Genomic DNA, 21,449 nt, shown 5'->3' with positions numbered 1-21,449 from the left:
CTAAATTTCCCTCCAAACCAGTTAACACTAGCCTACCGTTTTTGAAGGCCTCTCAATTTGTGTCTGGCCGGTCCAACGAAATGTAGACCATTCAGGTATATGCTGATCAAGTCTAGCTACAACAACGGTCATGTCATCAAGTATCTCTCCATGATTTTGACGAACAATGGCCTCAAATAAACAATCTGCAATGTCCTGGGGATCGTCGGTCTGCATATTTTGTATATTTCGTTTCATCCAAAGTTCTTTATTATTAGCTAAGCCAGGTGCATCATAAATGCCATCACTCATCATAATGATAATATCATTGGGTTGCATCTGCATTTCTATTATATCAACATCTATTTCATGTAAAATACCTACAGGTAAGTTATTTTCAGATATCGTTATCACTTCATCTCCTCGTTTAATGAAACTAGGTGTAGATCCAATTTTTAAAAATGTAGTTTTTGCGGTATATAAATCAATTAATGCCACATCAATCGTTGCGAACATTTCATCAGAGGACCTTAAAAATAGTACCGAATTTACAGATTTAATTGCAATCTTTTCATCCATGCCTGACTGAAGCAATTGTTCAAGAATACTTAGAGCAGTTATACTTTCCTTATGTGCCCGTATACCGTTGCCCATTCCATCACTTATGGAAACGGCAAACTTCCCATTTCCTAACTCTGAGATGCTATAATTATCTCCTGAAAGCAATTCTCCCCCTTTTGCAACTTCTGTTGCTCCTGTAATCACTTCATATCGTTTAGCAGATGCAAAAGTTACTACATGATAACCTTCCTTTACTGACTCCTCTTTTAATACAGCTATATTTTCTCCTAATATATTTGATAAAAGAGGGGCTATGATTTTCCGACTTTCATCAAAACCCTTTGTGTATTGATGTACCATTTCAATATCCACATTTCCTTGATCCAAGCTGATGATATCCACACTATAGATGGATAATCCTAATTCCTCTAATGCTTGACGAATTTGTTCCTCTTGCAAATTTAATTCTTGACCCTCTCTTTTAATTTCATCCGCCAAATCCTCCATCACTTGTGAAACTCCTATAAGTTGGTCTGCAACAATTTGCCTACTATCTTTAATTTGTTGCTTCCAACGTACATCTTGTTTCAACATATCATAATGGTTTTTCATAACATCCAACATTTGTTCTGTTTTTATACAACTATTTTTCCATTCTATTGGGATATCTCTTTTTCCAATATTAGAATTATTTTCTATTTGCATCAACATGTCATTCATATAATTAAAAGTGCTGTTGAACTTTTCTTCCCAGCACTGTTTTTGTCTCCAGCAAGTAGTACAAGTGCGCTGATAAACGGAATCTAAGAGCATTCCTATCTGTTCATCATTACCTTTATTTTTTTCACTTTCACCTAGTTGCACAAAACTGCTGGATAGCTGTCGAAATGTTTCAGAGAATTGCCCTACCCTTTGAGCTGTTAACTCTCTTACTTTTTTAGCATAATCAACCTGAGTTTTAATATGTTCTTTTGTACCAGGTACATATTTCGCAATAGTTTGAATAAAACTTTTCGGTGTTAATATAAACAATACGATTGCAGCTAAAGTTTCCCAAATGGATACCAAAATTTCTGACTGTTCGCTATTATACATTGCTAATATTGAAGTGCCTAACAACATTCCTATAGCAACTGCTATCTTATTGCCCTCTTTTACTAGACCTGCTAATAAACCAGAAAAGGCTAATAAACTAATTTGGTGAACAGCACTTACATTTGCTAGGCTAAGTATAATGCCTGAAACAACACCAATAGATGCACCCAGTGAAGCTCCCCCAACCAATGCGAATAATAAAACGAGATATCTGGATAATACTTGTTCTACTGAAATGTCTGCAATAAACCATCCAACCGCCCCCGTAAGAACAGATGCAATTAATATAGTAAGACAAATCACTTCTTCACTCTTTAATTGATATTTTTTTTTGGAAACTGTAAATATAGACACCGCTTGTATAAATATCAGGGTTAAAATAAAGCTTAACACAGATTCTACAATAACGGACATCCCACCATACCATGTAAAACCTTTAAACAAAAATAGATAAAATCCATGAACAAAAAAACTAGTTAAAAATATAATGATAGGAGAATAAGATAAATCTCTCTTTTCTAATTTCTCAAACCCCATTTGTAAAAAATAAAATACCAACATCTGCACAATAATAGCATTTGAGATCATAAAGGATGATGATATTGCTCCTACACATAGACAAAGACCTGTCCAATACACTAAGTCTCTTCTTAAATAATAAAGAACACCAAAATATGAAATAGCAAAGGGTGAAAATTGCTCTAGTATAACTGAACGGCCTAACAAAAATGCCATCACTAAAAGTAATATCGTTGTCTTTTGATTTTTTAAAATCTGTATTAGAGAATTTTCTGACGTCATTTTGTAAAATGAAGACTTGATCAAGTTATACTTTCTAGATTTCAACTGAACTGAAGGGATTAATTTCATACTTATTGCACCACCTATATAGAGATAAGTGTCTCTAGTATATTAGGTATCTACTAGAAAGTTTGTCAAAATGAGGTAGTAGTTTCAAAAAAAAAACCGACAAAAAAGACCTGATTTCATATCAGGCCCCTGTATAGTTGCAAATTAATCCATCTTAAACACTATTTTATTAAATATTCGTGTCGATAATGATAAAAAAAAGCATAAATAAGAAGTAAATATATACCAAAAAAATAAAAATAAAAAAAGTGCTTTGTGATTAGCACTTTTCAATTTATATTATTAAGAGCGTTTAGCCCCTTTTCTTCCACGTCTGTCATTTTTCTTTTGATTTAAAGAAGACATGCGTTCTTCACTGTCTTTTAAAAACTTTACCATTTGATCTTCAAAGGAAAGATTTAATTTTTTAGGTTTAGATCGAGCACCTCTCTGCTGTGGACCCTTTTGTGCACCTCTCTGTGGTTGTGAGGGTTTATCTACAGCTTTACGAATAGATAGTCCAATTTTGCCATCCTTCACTTCAATCACTTTCACAGTAACAACATCATCTACTTTTAGATGATCACTCACACTTTTCACGAAATTATCTGCAATTTCTGAAATGTGTACTAGTCCAGTGACTCCCTCAGATAATTCCACAAAAGCTCCAAAATTTGTTATACCAGTAACTTTTCCCTGCAACTTGGTGCCTACTTCAATTGACATAAAATAAATTGTTCCTCCCTTAAAAATATAAGAAAACCACCTTTTGGTGACCTTTCAGCGAAGTCTTCCAATCATTCTTTATTGGTGAGACCATTTCAATAACAGATCAAATGTAAGCTTCATATTTATAGATACTTTCAGTAGTATTATAGTATTCAGAGTATATCTAGTCAATAACCTTCGTTAACTCACTTAGTTAATATTAAGAGTGTTTCACCTTCTTGTGTCATTTGTAAATCTTTTCTAACCCTTTGTTCAATATATTCAGGATCCTGTAAACGTGTGATTTCATTATTATATTCATCATTTAATTTTTGTGTTTCTTTTAACTGATCTTCAAGAAGGATACGCTGTTCATTCTTTGCATCCAATACTTGAGCTTGATTCCATATTGTCATTGTTGCCCAGCTCATAAAAGAAATTAAAATCACAATTAATAATTTGAATCGTCTTCTAAATCCAATATTTGGTTTTATTTCCTGAGGATGACGTCCATTCATCTAAAATCCTCCTGATTCATCCATTTTATCTTCTTGTAAATCTTTTTAAAATAGGGCGAAACCATTTTAATATATTTGTTTTAAACGGCTTTAGCAACCATTTTAAAACCCTCCAAATTGGATACAATAATTGTAACATAAATTTGCAAAGGAAAATAGAGATTGCCATAATTATACCTAACAAAATAAGTATACACCTATAAATCATTTTAATAGGAATAATGATGAAAATAGAAAACAATTTTTTGACAAAATGAATAAGTGCTTTTATCCATCTAATGACTAATATTATTATTTTTATCGTTAATGGACTAAAATAAACATAGTGAAAGATGATTCCGAGTGTTAGTCCAAGAAATACATAAAAACGCACTTCTCCTGAATTACTTAAATACAACATTCGAAAGACAAATAAAGTAGATAGTATCCAATATACAACATCTAAAGAGGAAATGAGCCATCGACGAAAATAAATTTGAGACGCTACAACCCGGTATATATCATAAATTATTCCTAACATCATACCGCTTATTATCATCATCAATAGGGATATAAACTGAGAAGAAAGACTCACTTGAATAATTTGCTAATAAAGCTTCTAGGTTTTGAGCTTGTAGCGTCTAAATATGCTGTAGTATTCACTCTGCCTTCTATTGCAACTAAACCTTGCTCTAGGTTTAAGTTTTTAATATGCAAATCCTCTCCTGTTACTGTCAAAAAACCATACTCAGTATCCAACAAAAACTCCTGACTATCAAAACTCTCTACGTTTTTTACTCCAGAAATTTCAAGAAGTTTCCTATTTAACATTTTTATTTCTTGTCTTTTTTGTCCCGTTTGCTCCTTCATAGCATGTACCTCCCTTCTACCATTACCATATGGGACAAAATTAAGTTTTAGAACAACTAAAATAACCTACAAAAGTGAAAACAATGGTATAGGTAATTTAAGATCATGGGACGTGCTGGGACAAACAATTGCACCAATCCACCCATGAACTAGGAGGCACTTAGTTAAATATAAAGTTGGAAAAGTTATACATTCATATAAATAAAAAAAGAGACTAATTAAAAAATCAGTCTCTTCTTCTTATAATATGCCGTCTTTTGGTTTATTCATTTCTTCTTTTAAAACAGTATACATTTCATTCGCTTCATCCTTTCGAGATGTTTCCGAAATTTTATGAATGCGAACTGTCACTGTTTTTTGTCCAAAATGAATGGTTAACTCATCATTCTCTCTAATCGAACTGCTTGCTTTAGCAACCTTCCCGTTAATCCATACTCTTCCTTGGTCAGTTACCTCTTTAGCAACCGTTCGACGTTTTATAAGTCGTGAAACTTTAAGAAACTTGTCTAATCGCATTATTTTACGGCTTCTTTAAGCTTGTTACCCGCCTTAAATGCTGGTACTACAGTTTCAGGAATTGTAATTTCCTTACCAGTTTGGGGATTGCGTCCAACACGACCAGCACGTTTACGAGTTTCAAACGTACCAAATCCAATAAGTTGTACTTTATCTCCAGCTGTTAATGCACTTGTTACTTCTCCAAGAAATCCGTTAAGTACTGTTTCAACATCTTTTTTTGATAATCCACTTTTTTCTGAAATATTACTAACTAAATCAGCTTTGTTCATTTTAAGAAACCTCCTAATATTATACGCCATATCATTTTTTTGAAAGATAACCTTTCCCGGTTTAACTAATTCTTTATTTTTAAGGAAAATCCTGCTGAAAAGTAAATTTTTTTTTAAATATACTACTATTGGACTATTTTTTAACCTTTTGATTTTGCTTTTTGCCAAATTTCTTCCATTACTTGTATACTAGTCTTGTCAATTTTCTCTCCTCTTAAACGTAATTCCTTCTCAATATAGGAAAATCTATAAAAAAACTTTTGATTTGCCAAACTAATGGCTTCATCAGGATCAATTTTTAAAAAACGAGATAAGTTGATCAAGGAAAATAATACGTCTCCCAGCTCCTCCTTTTTCCGATCTGGATCATTAGTATTTTCAATTTCTTCCTTTAACTCTCTAATCTCTTCTGCTACCTTTTTAAATACTTGATCTATTGTCTCCCAATCAAATCCAACTTTTGCCGCTCTTTTTTGATATTCCATTGCTTTCATCAAACTAGGTAAACCACTGGGAACACCTGATAAAAGGGAAAGGTTTTCAACGTCTATGCCTTTTCTCTTCTTCTCTTCTTTTTTCATCTGATCCCAATTTTGCAAAGCTTCTTCTGAATTGCTGGCTGAATTATTTCCAAAAACATGAGGGTGTCTGCGTATCAACTTCTCGTTTAAACCTGAAACAACATTATCAATTGTAAAACTGCCTAACTCTTCTTCCATCTGTGCATGTAACATCACCTGCATTAAAAGATCACCCAGTTCCTCACACATGGCTTCAGAATCTTGTTCATCAATCGTTTCTAGCACCTCATAAGTTTCTTCAATTAAATTTTTCCTTATGCTTTGGTGCGTTTGTTCCCGATCCCAAGGACACCCATCAGGACTCCTTAATATATTAACAATTTCTCGCAGTCGATCAAAGCTTTTATTGAACAACTTTTCATCAGAGCTGGAAGGTACCCAAATAAGAGATAGATTACCGTACGTTTGATCGTGATCTAATTCATACAAAGGAATTTTACGTATCTGTTCTTGCCCTTTAACACCTAACGCATGACCAACCACAACTTCATAATCGTCTGGATAAATCTCCATTAATGTTAATTTTACATCTGAGGCCACAAAAGAATCATAAACTTGTGCAATAATGGTATGTAATTGTGGTTGTAATATGGAAGATTTCATATCAGTGGCATCCAACAACTGAAATCCCTCAATTGGATCGAAACCAAATCTTAAAAAAGATTGGTCAAGAAAGCTCTCTCCACCTAAAATATGTAGTTCTATTTCATACTCCATACATTGTTGTTTTAATAACTGAACTGTAGATTCTGCAAGCATAGGATGTCCTGGAACAGCATATACAACATCTTTTTTGTTAGTTATAACAGTTTGTGTAAGTTCCTTAACAATAGCCTTATATACTTCAGGAAAGGAATCAAAGGATTCATATAGGTGATCAAAAGATTGGAAGTGAATTTTATTTTCTTTTAAAAATTGCACAACCGGATGTTGTTTCGTTCTTAAGTAGAGTTGATCAGATTGTTTAATTTTCCTCCAAATCCCTAAGCTTAGTTGACTTTCATCCCCTGATCCTAAGCCAACAATAGTAATAGATAATGCCATAACTTCACTTCCTCAATTTATTTTTTAAAGAGAAATGGTCTGATTTTTTTCCCTAAACTTGGCATATGTTTCAAATCATCCTCACTAATGGTAAGTGTAATAAAAAGGCTAAATAAATAGATCATCGCGCCTATAGTCACAGAAAATAATGAGATCACTGTGGCATTCAGACGGTGGCCTAATCCCATTATGAAGTTTGAAAAAACAAAATGTAATCCATAGTTCACAAAGTAAATGGACGCACCCATTAAGCCAATAGATAGGATTGGTTTCATCAAATAATTCGACCATTTCAATGAGAACTCTGTTTTTCTCCATAATGTGATTAAATTTAAAATACTTGCAATAAGAAAAGCTATTACTGTAGATAACGCAGCTCCTTCTATACCCCAAACAGCAACAAATAAAACATTTAACAAAACCTTTACGACCGCAGCTATCAAAAGATTTATGGCTGGTATCACTGGTGATCCTAAACCTTGTAATATACTTGTAGAGATGATATTCAATACGCTAAATACAATCGTAAAGGATAATATAGAGGCACTTAACGTACCCAACTCATTTTCAAATAGCATAATGGATATAGGTTTAATACAAAAAAACAATCCAAATGATGCAGCAACTCCGATAAGCCAAGTAAAACGAATCGATAATTCAGTGTGAATCTTAATTTTATCTAATTGACCTTGCAGTTTGAATTGTGCCATTAAAGGTACAAGTGCAACGGAGATAGAGCTGAAAATCATGGAAACTAGTTGTACTAACGTTAATCCACGTGCATAGATGCCAAATTGCTCTATTGCCTGTGATTCATCTAAACCATGGAATACTCTTATCAATCTAGGTAGTGTAAAGGAGTCAACGATACCTAAAATTGGCACCACAATAGCACCTAAGCACACTGGTATGGCATAACGAATGAGTTTTTTGCTAATGTGCAAAACTGAACTTGAAAAACCGGATTTAAATTTAGCATCATCTATTTGCAGATTATTTTTTTCCATTGTCCATATTACCATTATAACCATTAACCCTGCTAAAGCACCTACTGGTGAACCAAAAGTTGCTCCAGCTGCAATCCACTCACTAGAATAGCCACGTGAAGTAAGAAACAATAATAAAACGATCATAATGACAACACGTATTGTTTGTTCTGTAATTAAAGAGATAGCTGTAGGGAGCATGTTTTGTTTACCTTGAAAATAACCTCTAATTGCTGACATTAAGGGTACAAATAACAAGGCTATGGAAATACTTTGAATGGCTTTTACAGTATGCATATTATCAATAGCTTTTGCAATGAACGGTGCCCCAAAAAAAAGAAGTAAAAAGAAGAACAATCCAGAAAGAAATAAAATGATACAAGATACTTTTAAAATTTGAACCGCTTCTGCTTTATCTTTTCTTTCCAGACTCTCAGAGACAAATTTTGAAATAGCAACTGGAAATCCTGCTGTCGCTAGAAAAATAATTAAAGTATATATAGGAAATACTGCACTATAAATACCAAATGCCTCATCTCCACCTATATTTTGCATTGGAATTTTTTGAAGTGTACCCAACAGCTTGGATATAATAGCCGCTGCCCCTAACAGAGTAACACCTCTAAGTAAAGTGGATCGTGACATTTCTATCTCCTAACTATAAAAATCCTTAATGATGTAACTTTTTTAACATAACAAAATTGTTAAACATCCTATATTATATAGGAAAAAAGAAAAAGCTTCCAACTTATAAATAAGCGGGAAGCTTTCACTAATTTAGAAATTAATGTTCTATTTGTTTTCCTAAAAACCCAGCTGCCGTTTCAACCATTTTGACTTCCAAATCACTCATTTTTGAGTCATTTTCTTTACTTGCTAAAATAACGGTTCCAATTGGATCTCCGCCTGTAACAATTGGAGAAATGACGATGGAGGAAAAGTTTTCACGCATATCCTTACATACTTCGTATTCTCCGGATGTATCATGGAAAATGGTTTTACGCTGTTCCATGCTTTCTTCAAGTAAGGAGCCAATACGCTTTTCCAAATAGTCTTTTTTTGCTCCACCAGAGACCGAGATGATCGTATCGCGATCAGAAATGATTGCAATATGATTTGTACTTTCAAAAAGTGATTCAGCGTATTCCCGTGCAAAATCACCCAATTCGCCTATAGGTGAGTATTTTTTTAAGATGACCTCACCATCTCGATCAACAAAAATCTCTAATGGATCTCCTTCTCTAATTCTCAAAGTACGACGAATTTCCTTGGGTATCACAACTCTGCCTAAATCATCTATACGACGTACAATTCCAGTAGCTTTCATGTTCATGATGCCTCACTTTCACGGAAGATTTTATTTAAACTGGATATCTTTTGTGTTGGGTTTACGTCCATAGTATACATCTTCTCCCAAATTCTTATACACAAAAAGTTAACAAATTATGATCATAATTGGTTCATTCACAAAATTCTTCTTATGAATAAATAGAAAAGGAAGATCTTTACTTGTTAGAATGGAGTTTACACAAACCATCAAAACAAAAGATCTTCCTTATATATGCTGTTAATGATATTCACTATTACCTATGGGATGCTTACCCCTGTAATTAAATTAGAAACCTTTTCTGTACTGTAATCTTGAAGTTTTTGCTGTACTAAACTTCCAAGAATTCCTTCTTTTACTTCATCAAAAGATAATTCCGTACGATCTTCTACTCTGATAATATGATAACCATAAACGGTTTTTACAGGCTCGCCGATTTCACCAATAGGCTGTTCAGCAGCTGCCAGTTTAAACTCTTCCACCCAATTATTTATATTAGCATTTTCATAAGTACCACCATTATTTTTGGAACCCTCATCCTCTGAGTATTCTTTAGCTAATGCTCCAAAATCTTCTCCTGCATCCAACTTTGCATTAATCTCGTCCACAATTTTAAGAGCTTCCTCTTCAGTTCTGGTTTCTTCTCCTGTATTAGGGTCATTCGTTTTTACTAAAATATGACTGACAGTTGCTTGAGCAACTAACTCTGCTGGACTTTCAGCTAGAATACGATCATATTCAACTTTTACTTCTTCCTCAGAAATATCTTTACTTAGCACTTCCTGAGAAATGTTAGAAAGCTGAATAAAATTTCTAAAATCTTCCTCTTCGATGCCTACATCTTTTAATCCAGTCTCCCACGAACCTTCTCCATTAGTTGCTTCATATTGTGTTATAAATTCCTCTAAATTTGTTTCTGATATTGTTTGTTGTTCCTTTTTCGTTTCATCATCTGCCTCTGCTTCCAATAATTCAAAAGCAACCAGCTGCTGAATTAAATTATTATTAAACCCTGGCGTTGACTGAAGTTGATCAAAATATTCAGGTGAATATAACAATTTCATTACACCTGTAAAAGCGTTATACTCCTCTAAAGTTATTTCCCCACCTTCATATTCTGCTACATTATTTGTATCCTTTGTTGGTTCAAACGTTTCTACTTGATCTGTTCCTACATCATCTACATCACTTTCTTCTTCACTTTCTTGTCCACATGCAGTAATGATTAACACTAGTGATAATGTGAGCATTAATCCTGTGACCCATTTACATTTACCTTGCTGCATTTTGTAGTTCCTCCTTGTCATTAAACACTTCTTTATATTTTATCAAAAACTGTTCCATCAAATCTAGGACTTGATCAGACTCCAGTCCTTTTCCTTTTATAACAATTTGTATTTTTTGTCCTGGAATAAGTTTTATTTTCCCCTGATATTGTGAACTTAATTTAAGCAGTTTTTGACCATCAATTTTACCATTTTGTGAGTCATCCATCTGCATCACAATATCATCGTTCTTTCTAGTGATAGAAACAATGGAATACATTAATCCATACGCTTTTAGCTTAGCTACTGCCAATAAATTAGAAACTGCATCGGGAATGTCACCAAAACGGTCCACAAGCTCGTCGTACAAATCGGTTACTTCTTCTAACTCCCGCAATGACGCTACTTTTTTGTAGATTTCAATTTTTTGCATATTATCATAAATATATTCTGGTGGAATATATGCATCGATTCCAATATCAATTTGTGTAATGATTTCCTTCACAGGTTCAATCACATCACCATGCAACGCGGCTTTTTTCTTAGCAATTTCATCAGTTAGCATTTGTGAATATAAATCAAATCCAACAGAAGCGATAAATCCATGTTGTTCTGCACCTAATAAATTCCCTGCTCCACGAATAGACAAATCTCTCATTGCAATTTTAAAACCCGAGCCAAGCTCAGTAAATTCCTTAATTGCCTGTAATCTTTTTTCAGCCACTTCGTTCAAAACCTTGTCTCGTTGATAGGTCAAATAAGCATAAGCCACTCTATTGGATCGTCCAACTCTTCCTCTTAATTGATAGAGTTGGGATAACCCCATCTTATCTGCATCATGAACAATCAATGTATTTACATTTGGAATATCTACACCTGTTTCTATAATGGAAGTACTGACCAACACATCATATTCACCATCTAGAAAATCAAGGATTGTTTTTTCCAATTCTTGTTCTGACATTTTACCATGACTAACCGTAACTCTAGCGTCTGGAACAAGGGCAGATATTTGTTCTGCCATTTGAGAAATACCTTGCACACGATTAAATAAATAATATACTTGTCCATTTCTCGCTAATTCTCTTTCAATGGCTTCTCTGACAAGCGTATGACTATGTTCCACAACATAAGTCTGTACTGGAAATCTATTCTCAGGTGGTGTTTCAATAACTGATAAATCCCTAACACCTAACATAGACATGTGTAAAGTTCTTGGAATTGGAGTGGCAGTTAAGGTTAACACGTCTACATTCGTTTTTAATCGTTTCAACTTTTCTTTATGTGATACGCCAAATCGTTGTTCCTCATCTACGATAAGAAGTCCAAGATCTTTAAAGACAATATCTGCGGATAACAAACGATGTGTTCCTATGACAACATCTACTGTTGCATTTTTGATCCCTTTCATCGTTTCCTTCTGCTCTTTTCTGCTTCTAAAACGACTTAACACATCAATTTTTATCGGATATCCAGTAAACCGCTCTTGAAAAGTTTCAAAATGCTGATGTGCTAATATGGTTGTAGGAACTAAAATAGCCACTTGTTTTCCTTCCATGGCTGCTTTAAACGCTGCACGGATAGCAACTTCAGTTTTCCCGTAACCAACATCACCACACAACAATCGATCCATAGGTTGTCTTTTCTCCATATCCTCTTTTATTTCTTGAATGGATTTTAGCTGATCAGCGGTTTCCTCATATGGAAACATACTTTCAAAATCCGCCTGATATGTAGTATCTTTGTTAAAACTATAACCATCAGATTCTTGTCTAGCTGCGTACAATTTAATGAGATCATCAGCTATATCCTTTACAGAACTTCGAGCCTTATTTTTAGCTTTTGCCCACTCTGTACCACCAAGTTTGTATACTTTAGGCTCTTTATCTTCAGAACTCACATATTTCTGTACAAGATCTAGTTGATCAATCGGAATAGAAAGCTTATCATCATTTGCGTACATAATATGAATATAATCTTTATGAATTCCGTTAATCTCCAGTGTTCCAATACCTACATATTTTCCAATTCCATGATTCACATGAACAACATAATCACCTAGTCTTAAATCTAAATAACTTTTAATTTTCTCAGCATTTTGGACCCTTTTATTTGTTTTTCTAATTTTTCGATGTTTTTTATTAAACATTTCCTCTTCTGTAATAACAGCAAGATGCTCAGAAGGAAACTCGAATCCACTTGTTAAATTATGGTTTATAATACTAGGTTCTTCAATATGATAATCGGTTAATACCCGCTTAACCTTTTCAATTCTTTCCTCACCGTTTGCTAGAATAATGACCTCTGTCCCTGCTTTTTTCCAACGTTCAATTTCTGATTTTAGAACATTCATTTGACCATGGAAATTTTGCATGGGACGACAGGTGAAATTCACAATATTTTGTGGATGAGCATGAGGAATCTGTCTTAAAAACAAAGAGAAATAAACCATTGGAAACGGTTTTGATTTCATAAGAGTATTGTATTCTTCTGCAAGAGCAAAAGCAGGAATAGTCCTCCCATGTTCTAGTAGAGTTGTTATGGATTCTGCTTCATCTTTCTCCAGTTGTTTCACTGTTTCAAGCAAACGTAAAGGCTCATCGACCACGATAAGTGAGTCATCTGGCATGTAATCCAATAAAGTTTTTCTTTCTGGATATATAAAAGTACTATATTTGTAAATATCTTTAAAATAAGATTCATTCTTTAAGAAGTCTATTTCGTTAGTAATCGATGAGGTAAGCTTTTCCTTTAGTTGTGAATCATTTATTTTGTTTAAATATTCATCTAATACACTACTTGCATGTTTAGCAGCATTCTGAAATCGACCCTCATCTCCAATTAACTCTTCACAAGGAGTGATTACAATAGTGGATACTTTTTCTATGGATCTTTGATCAGATATATCAAATGACCTTATAGAATCTATTTCTTCATCAAATAATTCAATGCGAAAAGGAGTCGAAGAAGTCATAGGGTAAAAATCGATAATGCCACCACGAATACTCATGTCCCCTTTAGCTTCAACCCGCTCTACTCTTTCATAACCTAGTAAAGTCATTTGTTTTTTAAATACATCCAGATTTAGTTCTTCTCCCACTTTTAATTGAATATGGGCATCCTTCATTGCTTCTGGTGTTGGAAGAAATTTCCTTATCCCAGCATAAGGTGAAATAAGAATTCCTCTAAAACCAAGAGAACATTTTGATAATACTTCAAGTCTTTGCGCTATCATTTCAGGAGAAGCAACTGCAGATTCTGTTAAAGTCAGTTCATTTGCCGGATATAAAAGAAGTTCAGAATCCGAAAAGCACTCTTTAAGATCTTCGTATATTTTTTGTGCTTGAAATAGATTATGTGTCACTATCATCATGGGTTTATTCATTTCTGAATACAATGCTGCTAACACCATTTGTCTCGAAGAACCAACCAAACCTGATACAAGCTGCTCTTTCATATTTGAGTGAATTCCATTAATAATAGACTGTACATTGGTATCTTTAGTAAATGATTGAATAATTCTTTTCAAATTCTACCCCCCTCACACTAAAAGAAGCCTCAGCTGAAAACTGCTAAGACTATAAAACCAGTTTAATCAATGTTCATATTATCCATAAAAAATGACTCTATTGCAATGGGTTGGATATCAATGATAGCTCTGGATTTTTATCTAACGCTTCTTTACAGTAATCACACACAACTTTAACGGTGATATCACCATGTTGATTGTATGAAACCATTTCATTTCTTTCTTCAGGAGTTAACAAATGAAATCCTAGACGCATCTCATTTACATCCCCGTTTGAGATCTCACCTATTTTGGTTTGGCAGTGGCGACAAATATATTTTACTGACATAAATCATGATGCCTCCCGACATGTGAATTATTATCAGTATGTTCAATTCTTTAAATTTTTAGCCAAATTCCGTTAATTAAACTTTGCCATCGTTTTTTCAAATGGTTCTTCTAGTGCATGTGTTAGTGCATCACAAGATTTTGAAATCATTTCATCTAAAGTCTCTAGTTCATTTTTGTTAAAATTAGACAAAACATAATCAGGAATATGTATCCCTTTAGGTGGGCGTGAGATTCCTACTCTTATTCGATTAAAAGACTGAGTGCCTGTATGTTCAATCATCGATTTAATCCCGTTATTTCCACCAGCACTGCCTTTATATCTCAATCTTATTTTCCCAAATTCAGTATCTAAATCATCATATACTACTATCATGTCTTCTAGGTCTACTTGATAATAGTCCATGTAAGCTCTTACTGCTTCACCTGAAAGGTTCATATATGTCATTGGCTTGATTAACACTACCTTTTGGCCTTTTATATTCCCCTCCCCAATCAAAGATTTACATTTTTTCTTTGAGATTTTAATATCATTTAATTCAGCAAATCGGTCGATGATCATAAACCCAAGATTGTGTTTTGTTCTTTCATACAATTTACCAGGATTACCTAATCCTACGATCCATTTCACGCTTTTATACCTCATTTTAATTGTTAGTTTTATTTTTAATACGATTTTTTAACTTACTTGCATATCCTTTTTTTGTCGTTTGCTTTACTCTTGCAATGGCAACACTGTCTTCTTCAACGTCCTCTGTTAATGTGGAACCAGCAACAACATAACTCCCTTTGCCTACTTTTATAGGTGCAATTAAATTAGCATTGCTACCTACAAATGCTTCATCCTCGATTTCCGTTACGTGTTTGCGAAAGCCATCATAATTTACGGTCACTACACCGCATCCAATATTCACATTTTTCCCTACTTTTGCATCACCAACATAACTTAAATGAGATATCTTACTATGATGGTCAACGGTTGCATTTTTAATTTCTACAAAATCACCTATTTTTACATGTTCACCAATCTTAGAACCAGGTCTTAAATAGGCAAAAGGACCTATTGTAGTGTGATTCTCAACAAAAGAATCAATTACTACAGATTGTTTAATTGTAACATAGTCGCCAATTTGTGTGCTTTGTATTTCAGAATTAGGGCCTATAATACAGGAGGAACCGATATGACTATTGGCTGTTATTCTTGTTCCTGGCAATAGTGTTGTATCCATACCGATTAAGACCTCTGCTTCAACATAAGTATTCAAAGGATCAATAATGGTAACTCCATTTCTCATATGTTCTTGAAGGATACGATCTTTCATAATTTTTTCTGCTTGTGCTAACTGAATACGATCATTGATCCCAAAAGATTCATTTGGATCTTTTAAAACGTAACCTTCTATCTTTTCTTTCTGTTGTTTTAATATTCCAATAATATCTGTTAAATAATACTCTCCTTGGGCATTTTGATTTGTTACTTGATTTAAGGCTTGAAACAGTTTTTTATTGTTTACACAATACGTACCAGTATTTATTTCTTTTATTTCATTTTCCTCCGGTGAACAATCTTTTTGCTCAACAATATGAGTAACTTGTTGATTGTCCCCTCTAACAATTCTTCCATAACCATGAGGATTATCTAATTCTGCAGTTAATATAGTAGCTGCTGCATTCGATTCTTTATGAACCTCTATAAATTTAGTTAGTGATTTTGCTGTAATTAGTGGACCGTCCCCATTAATAACGATCGTGGTCGCTTCCTCGTTCTCCAATAAAGCCTTTGCCTGCAATACAGCATGACCAGTACCTAATTGCTTCTCTTGGACAGCATATTCCACTTGATTACCTAAATAGGATTGTACTGCTTCCCCTCCATGTCCAATTACTGTGACAATTCTATTACACTGGATTTCCTTCAGAACATCTATCACATGCCCTACCATGGGTTTCCCACAAACAGGGTGTAATAATTTATGTAACTTTGACTTCATTCTTGTACCTTTGCCAGCTGCCAATACAATTGATAATAGTTCCAAATCAAAAAACCTTCCTTTATTTCGCATTTATAATATAAGATTATAAACCAATTTATTTTTTATGCTCCTTTGTGTTGACCTTACTTTCATGTCCTATTAACTGATCTTATATATCAGTTTATATTATACAAAAAAAGACTGAATAGAATATGAAAATAAGATAAATAAATTGAGTTCATATCAATAATCTTTATTTAATCATAACATAATAAAGCTATATGTTATGATTAAAGTGAAAAGAGAGCACTCAGCTCTCTTTTCACAGCGTTCTTATGCTCCCTCTTCAATTACTCCATCTTCTTCTGTAGAAGCATTGTCATATTCTTCTAATACTGCTAACTGAATCTTCTCACGAGTTGGTGAAGATATTGGATGAGCAATATCTCTAAACTCTCCATCCGGGGTTCTTTTGCTCGGCATCGCTACAAACATCCCATTGTTCCCCTCGATAACACGAATATCATGAACAACAAATTCGTTATCAATAGTGATCGATGCAATCGCCTTCATTCTTCCTTCAGAATTAACTCGGCGGAGTCTTACATCAGTAATTTGCACTTGTGTTCACCACCTTTTATTAAAAAGACTTGGTTAATACTTCCACAAATTTATGATAATTCCTTCTTTTTTTCTAAAAATTTTAATGTTTTTGTGACAAAAACTTAAATCTTCTATAAAAAATGTAAGTTCTGTAAAAATAATAGTTTTAAAATTTCTATCAATAAAATATGTTATACAAAAGCTATCAATTCTATTTCCACTAATACATCTTTTGGTAGTCTTGCGACTTCTACAGCAGAGCGAGCAGGTTTATGATCACCAAAATAAGATGCATAAATTTCATTTACATCTATGAAGAAGTTCATATCTTTTAAAAACACTGTCGCTTTTACAACGTTTTGCAATGATGCCCCTGCTTCGAGTAATACTGCTTCTAAATTTTTAAATACTTGATGAGTCTGTTCTTTAATACCACCTTCTATAATGTTTCCTTTCACATCAAGAGGTATTTGACCAGAGGTATAAATAAACCGATCTACTTTTACAGCTTGAGAATAAGGTCCTATCGCCTTTGGTGCTGAATCAGTATGTACAGATTGTATTGTCATTTTATAGTCTCCTTTATTCATTATCAAAATAATTACCTGGGTAAACAGAGATTTTTTTGGATTTTAATTCTACACTTGTTATTTTAGCAAGAGACACATAGTCTGTGATTAAATGATCGTCGAATCCTTCCTCCCTTGACTCAACAAAAACACCAACACCAACAACTTTAGCATTAAATTCTTCCAATAAATCCTTCATTCCTTGAATGGTTCCGCCAGCTTTCATGAAATCATCAATAATCAGTACCTTTGATTGTTCTTTTAAAGCTCTTCTAGAAAGAGTCATCATTCTTATTTTTTTATTAGATCCAGAAACGTAATTAATACTTACAGCAGAACCTTCCGTCACTTTATTATCTCTTCTAACAATGACAACTGGTAAGTTTAAATAGGAAGCAACTGCATAAGCTAGGGGAATCCCTTTTGTCTCAACGGTCATAATCACATCAATTTCTAGATTTGAAAAAATAGATGCAAACATCTTTCCTATTTCATTTATGTATACAGGTTGTCCTAATATGTCCGACATATATAAATAACCACCAGGCAAAATTCGCCCTGGTTCCTCAAGAAGTTTACAAATCTTCTTCATCATTTCAAGTGATAAGTCTTTAGGGATTTTAGGGATGTATTTCACTCCTCCAGCAGCCCCAGCTAATGTGTGAAGTTTACCCAAACCTTCTGATTCAAACACCTCTTTGATAATTGCAAGATCCTCGCTTACCGACGATTTAGCAGCGTTATATCTTTCTGCAAAGGTGGTTAACGGGATGAGTAAATGGGGGTGGATTAATAAATACTGGGTCATTTCAACCAATCTTGCACTTCTTTTTAACTTCTTCATAACATCCCTTCCTGTATTAACCGAATATTAATTTTAAATATATCATTATTATACGTGTTTTTACTAAAATAATAAACCTATGTTAATATTCTGACCACATATACGTTGTTGCAAAAGCCACGTAAACCATTATATATTTTTTTCACTTTTGATTGTTTAGAAACAAGGCCAAATACAGTCGGCCCGCTACCCGACATCAAAACTCCTTCCGCACCCAAACGTAACATGACTTCTTTTAACTGATTAATCTGAGGATACATAGGGATTGTGACTTCTTCAAGCACATTGCCAAGGGAATGGCAAATCTGCTGAAAATCCTTGTTTTCAATTGCATTTTTTAAAACTTCCGTTGATGGATGTTTATTAATTTTATTTACATCTAATCTTCTATACACATCAGGTGTAGATACATTTATAGGAGGTTTAGCAAGGATAACCCAACATTGAGGAGGAGATGATATTTTTTCTAATATTTCTCCTCTTCCCCTTGCTATTGCCGTACCACCTTCAATACAAAAAGGGACATCTGAACCTAGTTCTTCTGCTAATTTTTTTAAATCGTTTAGTGGAATATTTAACTCCCATAATCTATTTAGCCCTCTAAGTGTTGCGGCAGCATCACTACTCCCACCAGCTAAACCTGCTGAAACAGGTATTTTTTTATCTAAATGGATATAAACTCCCTTTTTCACATCAAACTTTTCCTTTATTAAACGCGCAGCTTGAAAGGCTAAATTTTTCTCATCTAGAGGAATATAACCCGCCTGACTGGTAATGATAATGGTATCTCTTGATAACTCAGACATTTCCAATCGATCTGCAAGATCTACCATTGTCATAATCATTTCAACTTCGTGGTAACCATCCTCTCTTTTTCTTAACACATCTAATGACAAATTAATTTTAGCGGGAGCTTTTTCATATATTTTCATTAAAAACACCTTCTTCAATTACAATAAAGTGAACCTTTTCAATGGCCCTTACTGTAGTTAGTTAAACTTCTAGTCGTGCATTTTATGTACTTTAGGGCCTGTTGGTGTCATCGTCGTTTATAAATAGATGATATATTTCTCCAACGTAATACAACTGGGCGGGAAACATATTATTTATCTTACCCCTTTCTATCAAGGGCTAATAAATCAAATCTCTCACCTTAAAAATGAATTATATTACTCTATATAATATAACAAATGATTTTATAAAAAGCACTATGAATGAATTATACGGGTTCAACCTAATAAGGAAGGTGTTATTGGAGTACAATTGACTTATACAAAAAAACTAAAGCAATAAATAGGTGCTTTAGTTTAATTCATGAACTATGATTGTTTATTAGAAACCTGTTCTGCTATTTGTATAGCTCTTTTTACCATATTTCCAGCATCTTTTGTTTTTATACCTCCCCAACCTTCACGTTGTACAGTTTCATAAAAACCAAGATCTTTTGCAAGCTCATATTTAAACTGTTCTGACATCACATTTCCTCTTCGTCTTCTTCCCATTATGATTACCCCTTTCATAAAAATTAAGCATTTTTTAGTTTTGCTTCCTCAACATATTGGCCTTCTAAGAACAAAATAAAAACTTCTTTGTAGGATAGTATGTGACAAATTGGAGCATAAGATACTCTTGTGTAAAGGAAATATCCACATATCAGTATCCTAATTCATCCAGTAATCATTGAATGGTAAAGCTGTCATCCAAAAGCACAAAAAAAAGCAAAACCTTCACAGGTTTTGCTTATGAATAAATCATATATACTATGCATGCATATGTTACATGTTAATGTTCAATGTAAGTAATTTTAACTTGTCCCTCATCATTGCATACTGTAACTTCTACAGATTCTGTTAATATGTCTGCATAGGAATAAGATACTCTTTTAAAGGCATGTTGTTCCTGATCTAATTTAACAATAAATACAGAAGGGTAGGTTTCTTCTAACACACCTGTTCTTTCAATGGTTTTCTTTCGTCCACCATTTGCTTTTAACATTATTTTAGCCCCAACATGGGTCTCCAAGCTGCGTTTTATTTCTGACAATGAATTTTTTGACATGTCCAACTACCACCTCTTTCCTAATCCATTATATCTAAAGGATTGTGGAAAGTCAAATTAAACAATTATATCAGTGAAACAAAGTTATTGTCAATGATTATTTTCATTGTTTTTAATATTAGGAAGCCCGATTCTATAACTCCCCCTAGATTCAATACCACCTATTCCTTTTATACCACTAATCGTGTAACTAATTACATCTAACATATTCACAGTATCTTTAATTGAGGTATATGAAATTTTGGAGGCTATTTGAACTGGATCTAAAGCGTGAATTAATATTCGTTGGGGTGAACTAGCAAAATTAGCACCTGCTTGTAAAAGAGCTTCAAAATGTGACTGACAAGCACCTGCAACGATCATAAGTGTATCTTTATTTTTTTCATATTCTCTAGCTATTTTTACTGCTTTAGCAAAATTACGAGAGTTTTTATAACTATCTAAACTATAATCATCTCTATTTCTGCGATTTTTAATCATACTATCATGCCCAGTTATCACTAATATATCTGGCTTCACTTTTGGTAATAGTTCATACAATTGTTCAGGCATATCTTTCTCACGAAAATAATGTCCTTCAACTGGAACTCGTAACTTATTATATAATTCAAGACTTTTAGTTAAATAACGTGAATCACCGTCCAAATGAAGCACTTTACCCGGTACTTCAAAGTATGATTTTAATTCCGCTTCATCATCTTGTTCACTTCTGATAATCATAGTATGCAAATTTGCCTCTTGCTGTTCTCTTCTGTACCGCTGGATCATTTTTTGCGTTTGCTCCACTTTAGAATGAGATCTCATGTAATCTTTAGTTAAACGATAATCAACCACTTTATTTAAATCCGTAATAGGAGAGTCTGCTACCAAGCGATATTCAACCCCACTTAAAAATACGTTTTGTCTGTTTATATCTATAATTTCAAATACAACATCTTCACCATAAGACTTTCTAGTTACTAAATCTCCTCGATACATCATCTCACCCCTCCTCAT

At 33.6% G+C, this 21,449-nt stretch carries 22 protein-coding genes; all 22 read right to left on the bottom strand.

Annotation, left to right across the window (positions count from 1 at the left end):
- Positions 1-27 precede the first annotated feature (27 nt).
- The 22 genes from spoIIE to yabG all read right to left on the bottom strand — a co-directional run bounded on the left by spoIIE (position 28) and on the right by yabG (position 21,431).
- On the bottom strand, positions 28-2,505 hold the full coding sequence (spoIIE, locus tag ERL59_RS18005; RefSeq protein ID WP_160647632.1) for a stage II sporulation protein E: 2,478 nt from the start codon (positions 2,503-2,505) through the stop codon (positions 28-30).
- A 282-nt stretch (positions 2,506-2,787) separates the two neighbouring features.
- Complete coding sequence (locus ERL59_RS18000; protein WP_160647631.1) at positions 2,788-3,210, bottom strand: S1 domain-containing RNA-binding protein; 423 nt, start codon at positions 3,208-3,210, stop codon at positions 2,788-2,790.
- A 188-nt stretch (positions 3,211-3,398) separates the two neighbouring features.
- A complete protein-coding gene (locus tag ERL59_RS17995; RefSeq protein ID WP_160647630.1) occupies positions 3,399-3,710 on the bottom strand; it encodes an FtsB family cell division protein in 312 nt (103 codons plus the stop codon).
- 25 nt (positions 3,711-3,735) lie between these two features.
- Positions 3,736-4,284: a spore cortex biosynthesis protein YabQ gene (gene yabQ, locus ERL59_RS21635; RefSeq protein WP_160647629.1), complete on the bottom strand. Its 549-nt coding sequence runs from the start codon at positions 4,282-4,284 to the stop codon at positions 3,736-3,738.
- Positions 4,281-4,559, bottom strand: a complete 279-nt coding sequence (yabP, locus tag ERL59_RS17985) for a sporulation protein YabP (RefSeq protein ID WP_160647628.1) — start codon at positions 4,557-4,559, stop codon at positions 4,281-4,283. The genes yabQ and yabP overlap by 4 nt, the downstream gene beginning before the upstream one ends.
- 240 nt (positions 4,560-4,799) lie before the next feature.
- Positions 4,800-5,075, bottom strand: coding sequence for an RNA-binding S4 domain-containing protein (locus ERL59_RS17980; RefSeq protein ID WP_160647627.1), 276 nt, complete (start codon positions 5,073-5,075; stop codon positions 4,800-4,802).
- Entirely contained in the window at positions 5,075-5,377 is a 303-nt protein-coding gene (locus tag ERL59_RS17975) for an HU family DNA-binding protein (protein ID WP_407925740.1), read from the bottom strand. Before ERL59_RS17975 ends, ERL59_RS17980 begins: the two co-directional genes overlap by 1 nt.
- A 110-nt stretch (positions 5,378-5,487) precedes the next feature.
- Positions 5,488-6,972, bottom strand: coding sequence for a bifunctional methyltransferase/pyrophosphohydrolase YabN (gene yabN / locus ERL59_RS17970; RefSeq protein ID WP_160647625.1), 1,485 nt, complete (start codon positions 6,970-6,972; stop codon positions 5,488-5,490).
- A 17-nt stretch (positions 6,973-6,989) separates the two neighbouring features.
- Positions 6,990-8,603, bottom strand: coding sequence for a putative polysaccharide biosynthesis protein (locus ERL59_RS17965; RefSeq protein WP_160647624.1), 1,614 nt, complete (start codon positions 8,601-8,603; stop codon positions 6,990-6,992).
- A 139-nt stretch (positions 8,604-8,742) separates the two neighbouring features.
- Positions 8,743-9,285: a stage V sporulation protein T gene (spoVT, locus tag ERL59_RS17960; RefSeq protein ID WP_160647623.1), complete on the bottom strand. Its 543-nt coding sequence runs from the start codon at positions 9,283-9,285 to the stop codon at positions 8,743-8,745.
- Positions 9,286-9,545: 260 nt separating this feature from the next.
- Positions 9,546-10,571 (bottom strand): peptidylprolyl isomerase, encoded by a 1,026-nt coding sequence (locus ERL59_RS17955; protein WP_160647622.1) that lies wholly within the window; start codon positions 10,569-10,571, stop codon positions 9,546-9,548.
- On the bottom strand, positions 10,558-14,079 hold the full coding sequence (mfd, locus tag ERL59_RS17950; RefSeq protein WP_160647621.1) for a transcription-repair coupling factor: 3,522 nt from the start codon (positions 14,077-14,079) through the stop codon (positions 10,558-10,560). The genes ERL59_RS17955 and mfd overlap by 14 nt, the downstream gene beginning before the upstream one ends.
- A 97-nt stretch (positions 14,080-14,176) precedes the next feature.
- A complete protein-coding gene (locus ERL59_RS17945; protein ID WP_160647620.1) occupies positions 14,177-14,407 on the bottom strand; it encodes an anti-sigma-F factor Fin family protein in 231 nt (76 codons plus the stop codon).
- 72 nt (positions 14,408-14,479) lie between these two features.
- On the bottom strand, positions 14,480-15,037 hold the full coding sequence (gene pth / locus ERL59_RS17940; RefSeq protein WP_160647619.1) for an aminoacyl-tRNA hydrolase: 558 nt from the start codon (positions 15,035-15,037) through the stop codon (positions 14,480-14,482).
- Positions 15,038-15,053: 16 nt separating this feature from the next.
- Positions 15,054-16,442 carry a bifunctional UDP-N-acetylglucosamine diphosphorylase/glucosamine-1-phosphate N-acetyltransferase GlmU gene (glmU, locus tag ERL59_RS17935; RefSeq protein WP_268894522.1) on the bottom strand — a complete coding sequence of 463 codons (1,389 nt, stop codon included), beginning with the start codon at positions 16,440-16,442 and terminating at the stop codon, positions 15,054-15,056.
- A gap of 270 nt (positions 16,443-16,712) precedes the next feature.
- Positions 16,713-17,000: a septation regulator SpoVG gene (gene spoVG, locus ERL59_RS17930; RefSeq protein ID WP_160647617.1), complete on the bottom strand. Its 288-nt coding sequence runs from the start codon at positions 16,998-17,000 to the stop codon at positions 16,713-16,715.
- A 173-nt stretch (positions 17,001-17,173) separates the two neighbouring features.
- Positions 17,174-17,551, bottom strand: a complete 378-nt coding sequence (locus ERL59_RS17925) for a RidA family protein (protein ID WP_160647616.1) — start codon at positions 17,549-17,551, stop codon at positions 17,174-17,176.
- A 13-nt stretch (positions 17,552-17,564) separates the two neighbouring features.
- A complete protein-coding gene (purR, locus tag ERL59_RS17920) occupies positions 17,565-18,395 on the bottom strand; it encodes a pur operon repressor (protein WP_160647615.1) in 831 nt (276 codons plus the stop codon).
- A gap of 77 nt (positions 18,396-18,472) precedes the next feature.
- Positions 18,473-19,327, bottom strand: coding sequence for a 4-(cytidine 5'-diphospho)-2-C-methyl-D-erythritol kinase (ispE, locus tag ERL59_RS17915; RefSeq protein WP_160647614.1), 855 nt, complete (start codon positions 19,325-19,327; stop codon positions 18,473-18,475).
- Between the two features lie 387 nt (positions 19,328-19,714).
- Complete coding sequence (locus tag ERL59_RS17910) at positions 19,715-19,897, bottom strand: small, acid-soluble spore protein, alpha/beta type (RefSeq protein WP_160647613.1); 183 nt, start codon at positions 19,895-19,897, stop codon at positions 19,715-19,717.
- 280 nt (positions 19,898-20,177) lie between these two features.
- On the bottom strand, positions 20,178-20,453 hold the full coding sequence (gene veg, locus ERL59_RS17905; protein ID WP_160647612.1) for a biofilm formation stimulator Veg: 276 nt from the start codon (positions 20,451-20,453) through the stop codon (positions 20,178-20,180).
- Positions 20,454-20,543: 90 nt separating this feature from the next.
- Positions 20,544-21,431, bottom strand: coding sequence for a sporulation peptidase YabG (gene yabG / locus ERL59_RS17900; protein ID WP_160647611.1), 888 nt, complete (start codon positions 21,429-21,431; stop codon positions 20,544-20,546).
- Between the last annotated feature and the right edge of the window lie 18 nt (positions 21,432-21,449).

It is taken from the genome of Chengkuizengella marina, assembly GCF_009910845.1.
Classification (GTDB): domain Bacteria; phylum Bacillota; class Bacilli; order Paenibacillales; family KCTC-33759; genus Chengkuizengella; species Chengkuizengella marina.
Note: the sequence above shows the minus strand (reverse complement) of the source record. Positions and strands in the feature narration are given on the sequence as shown.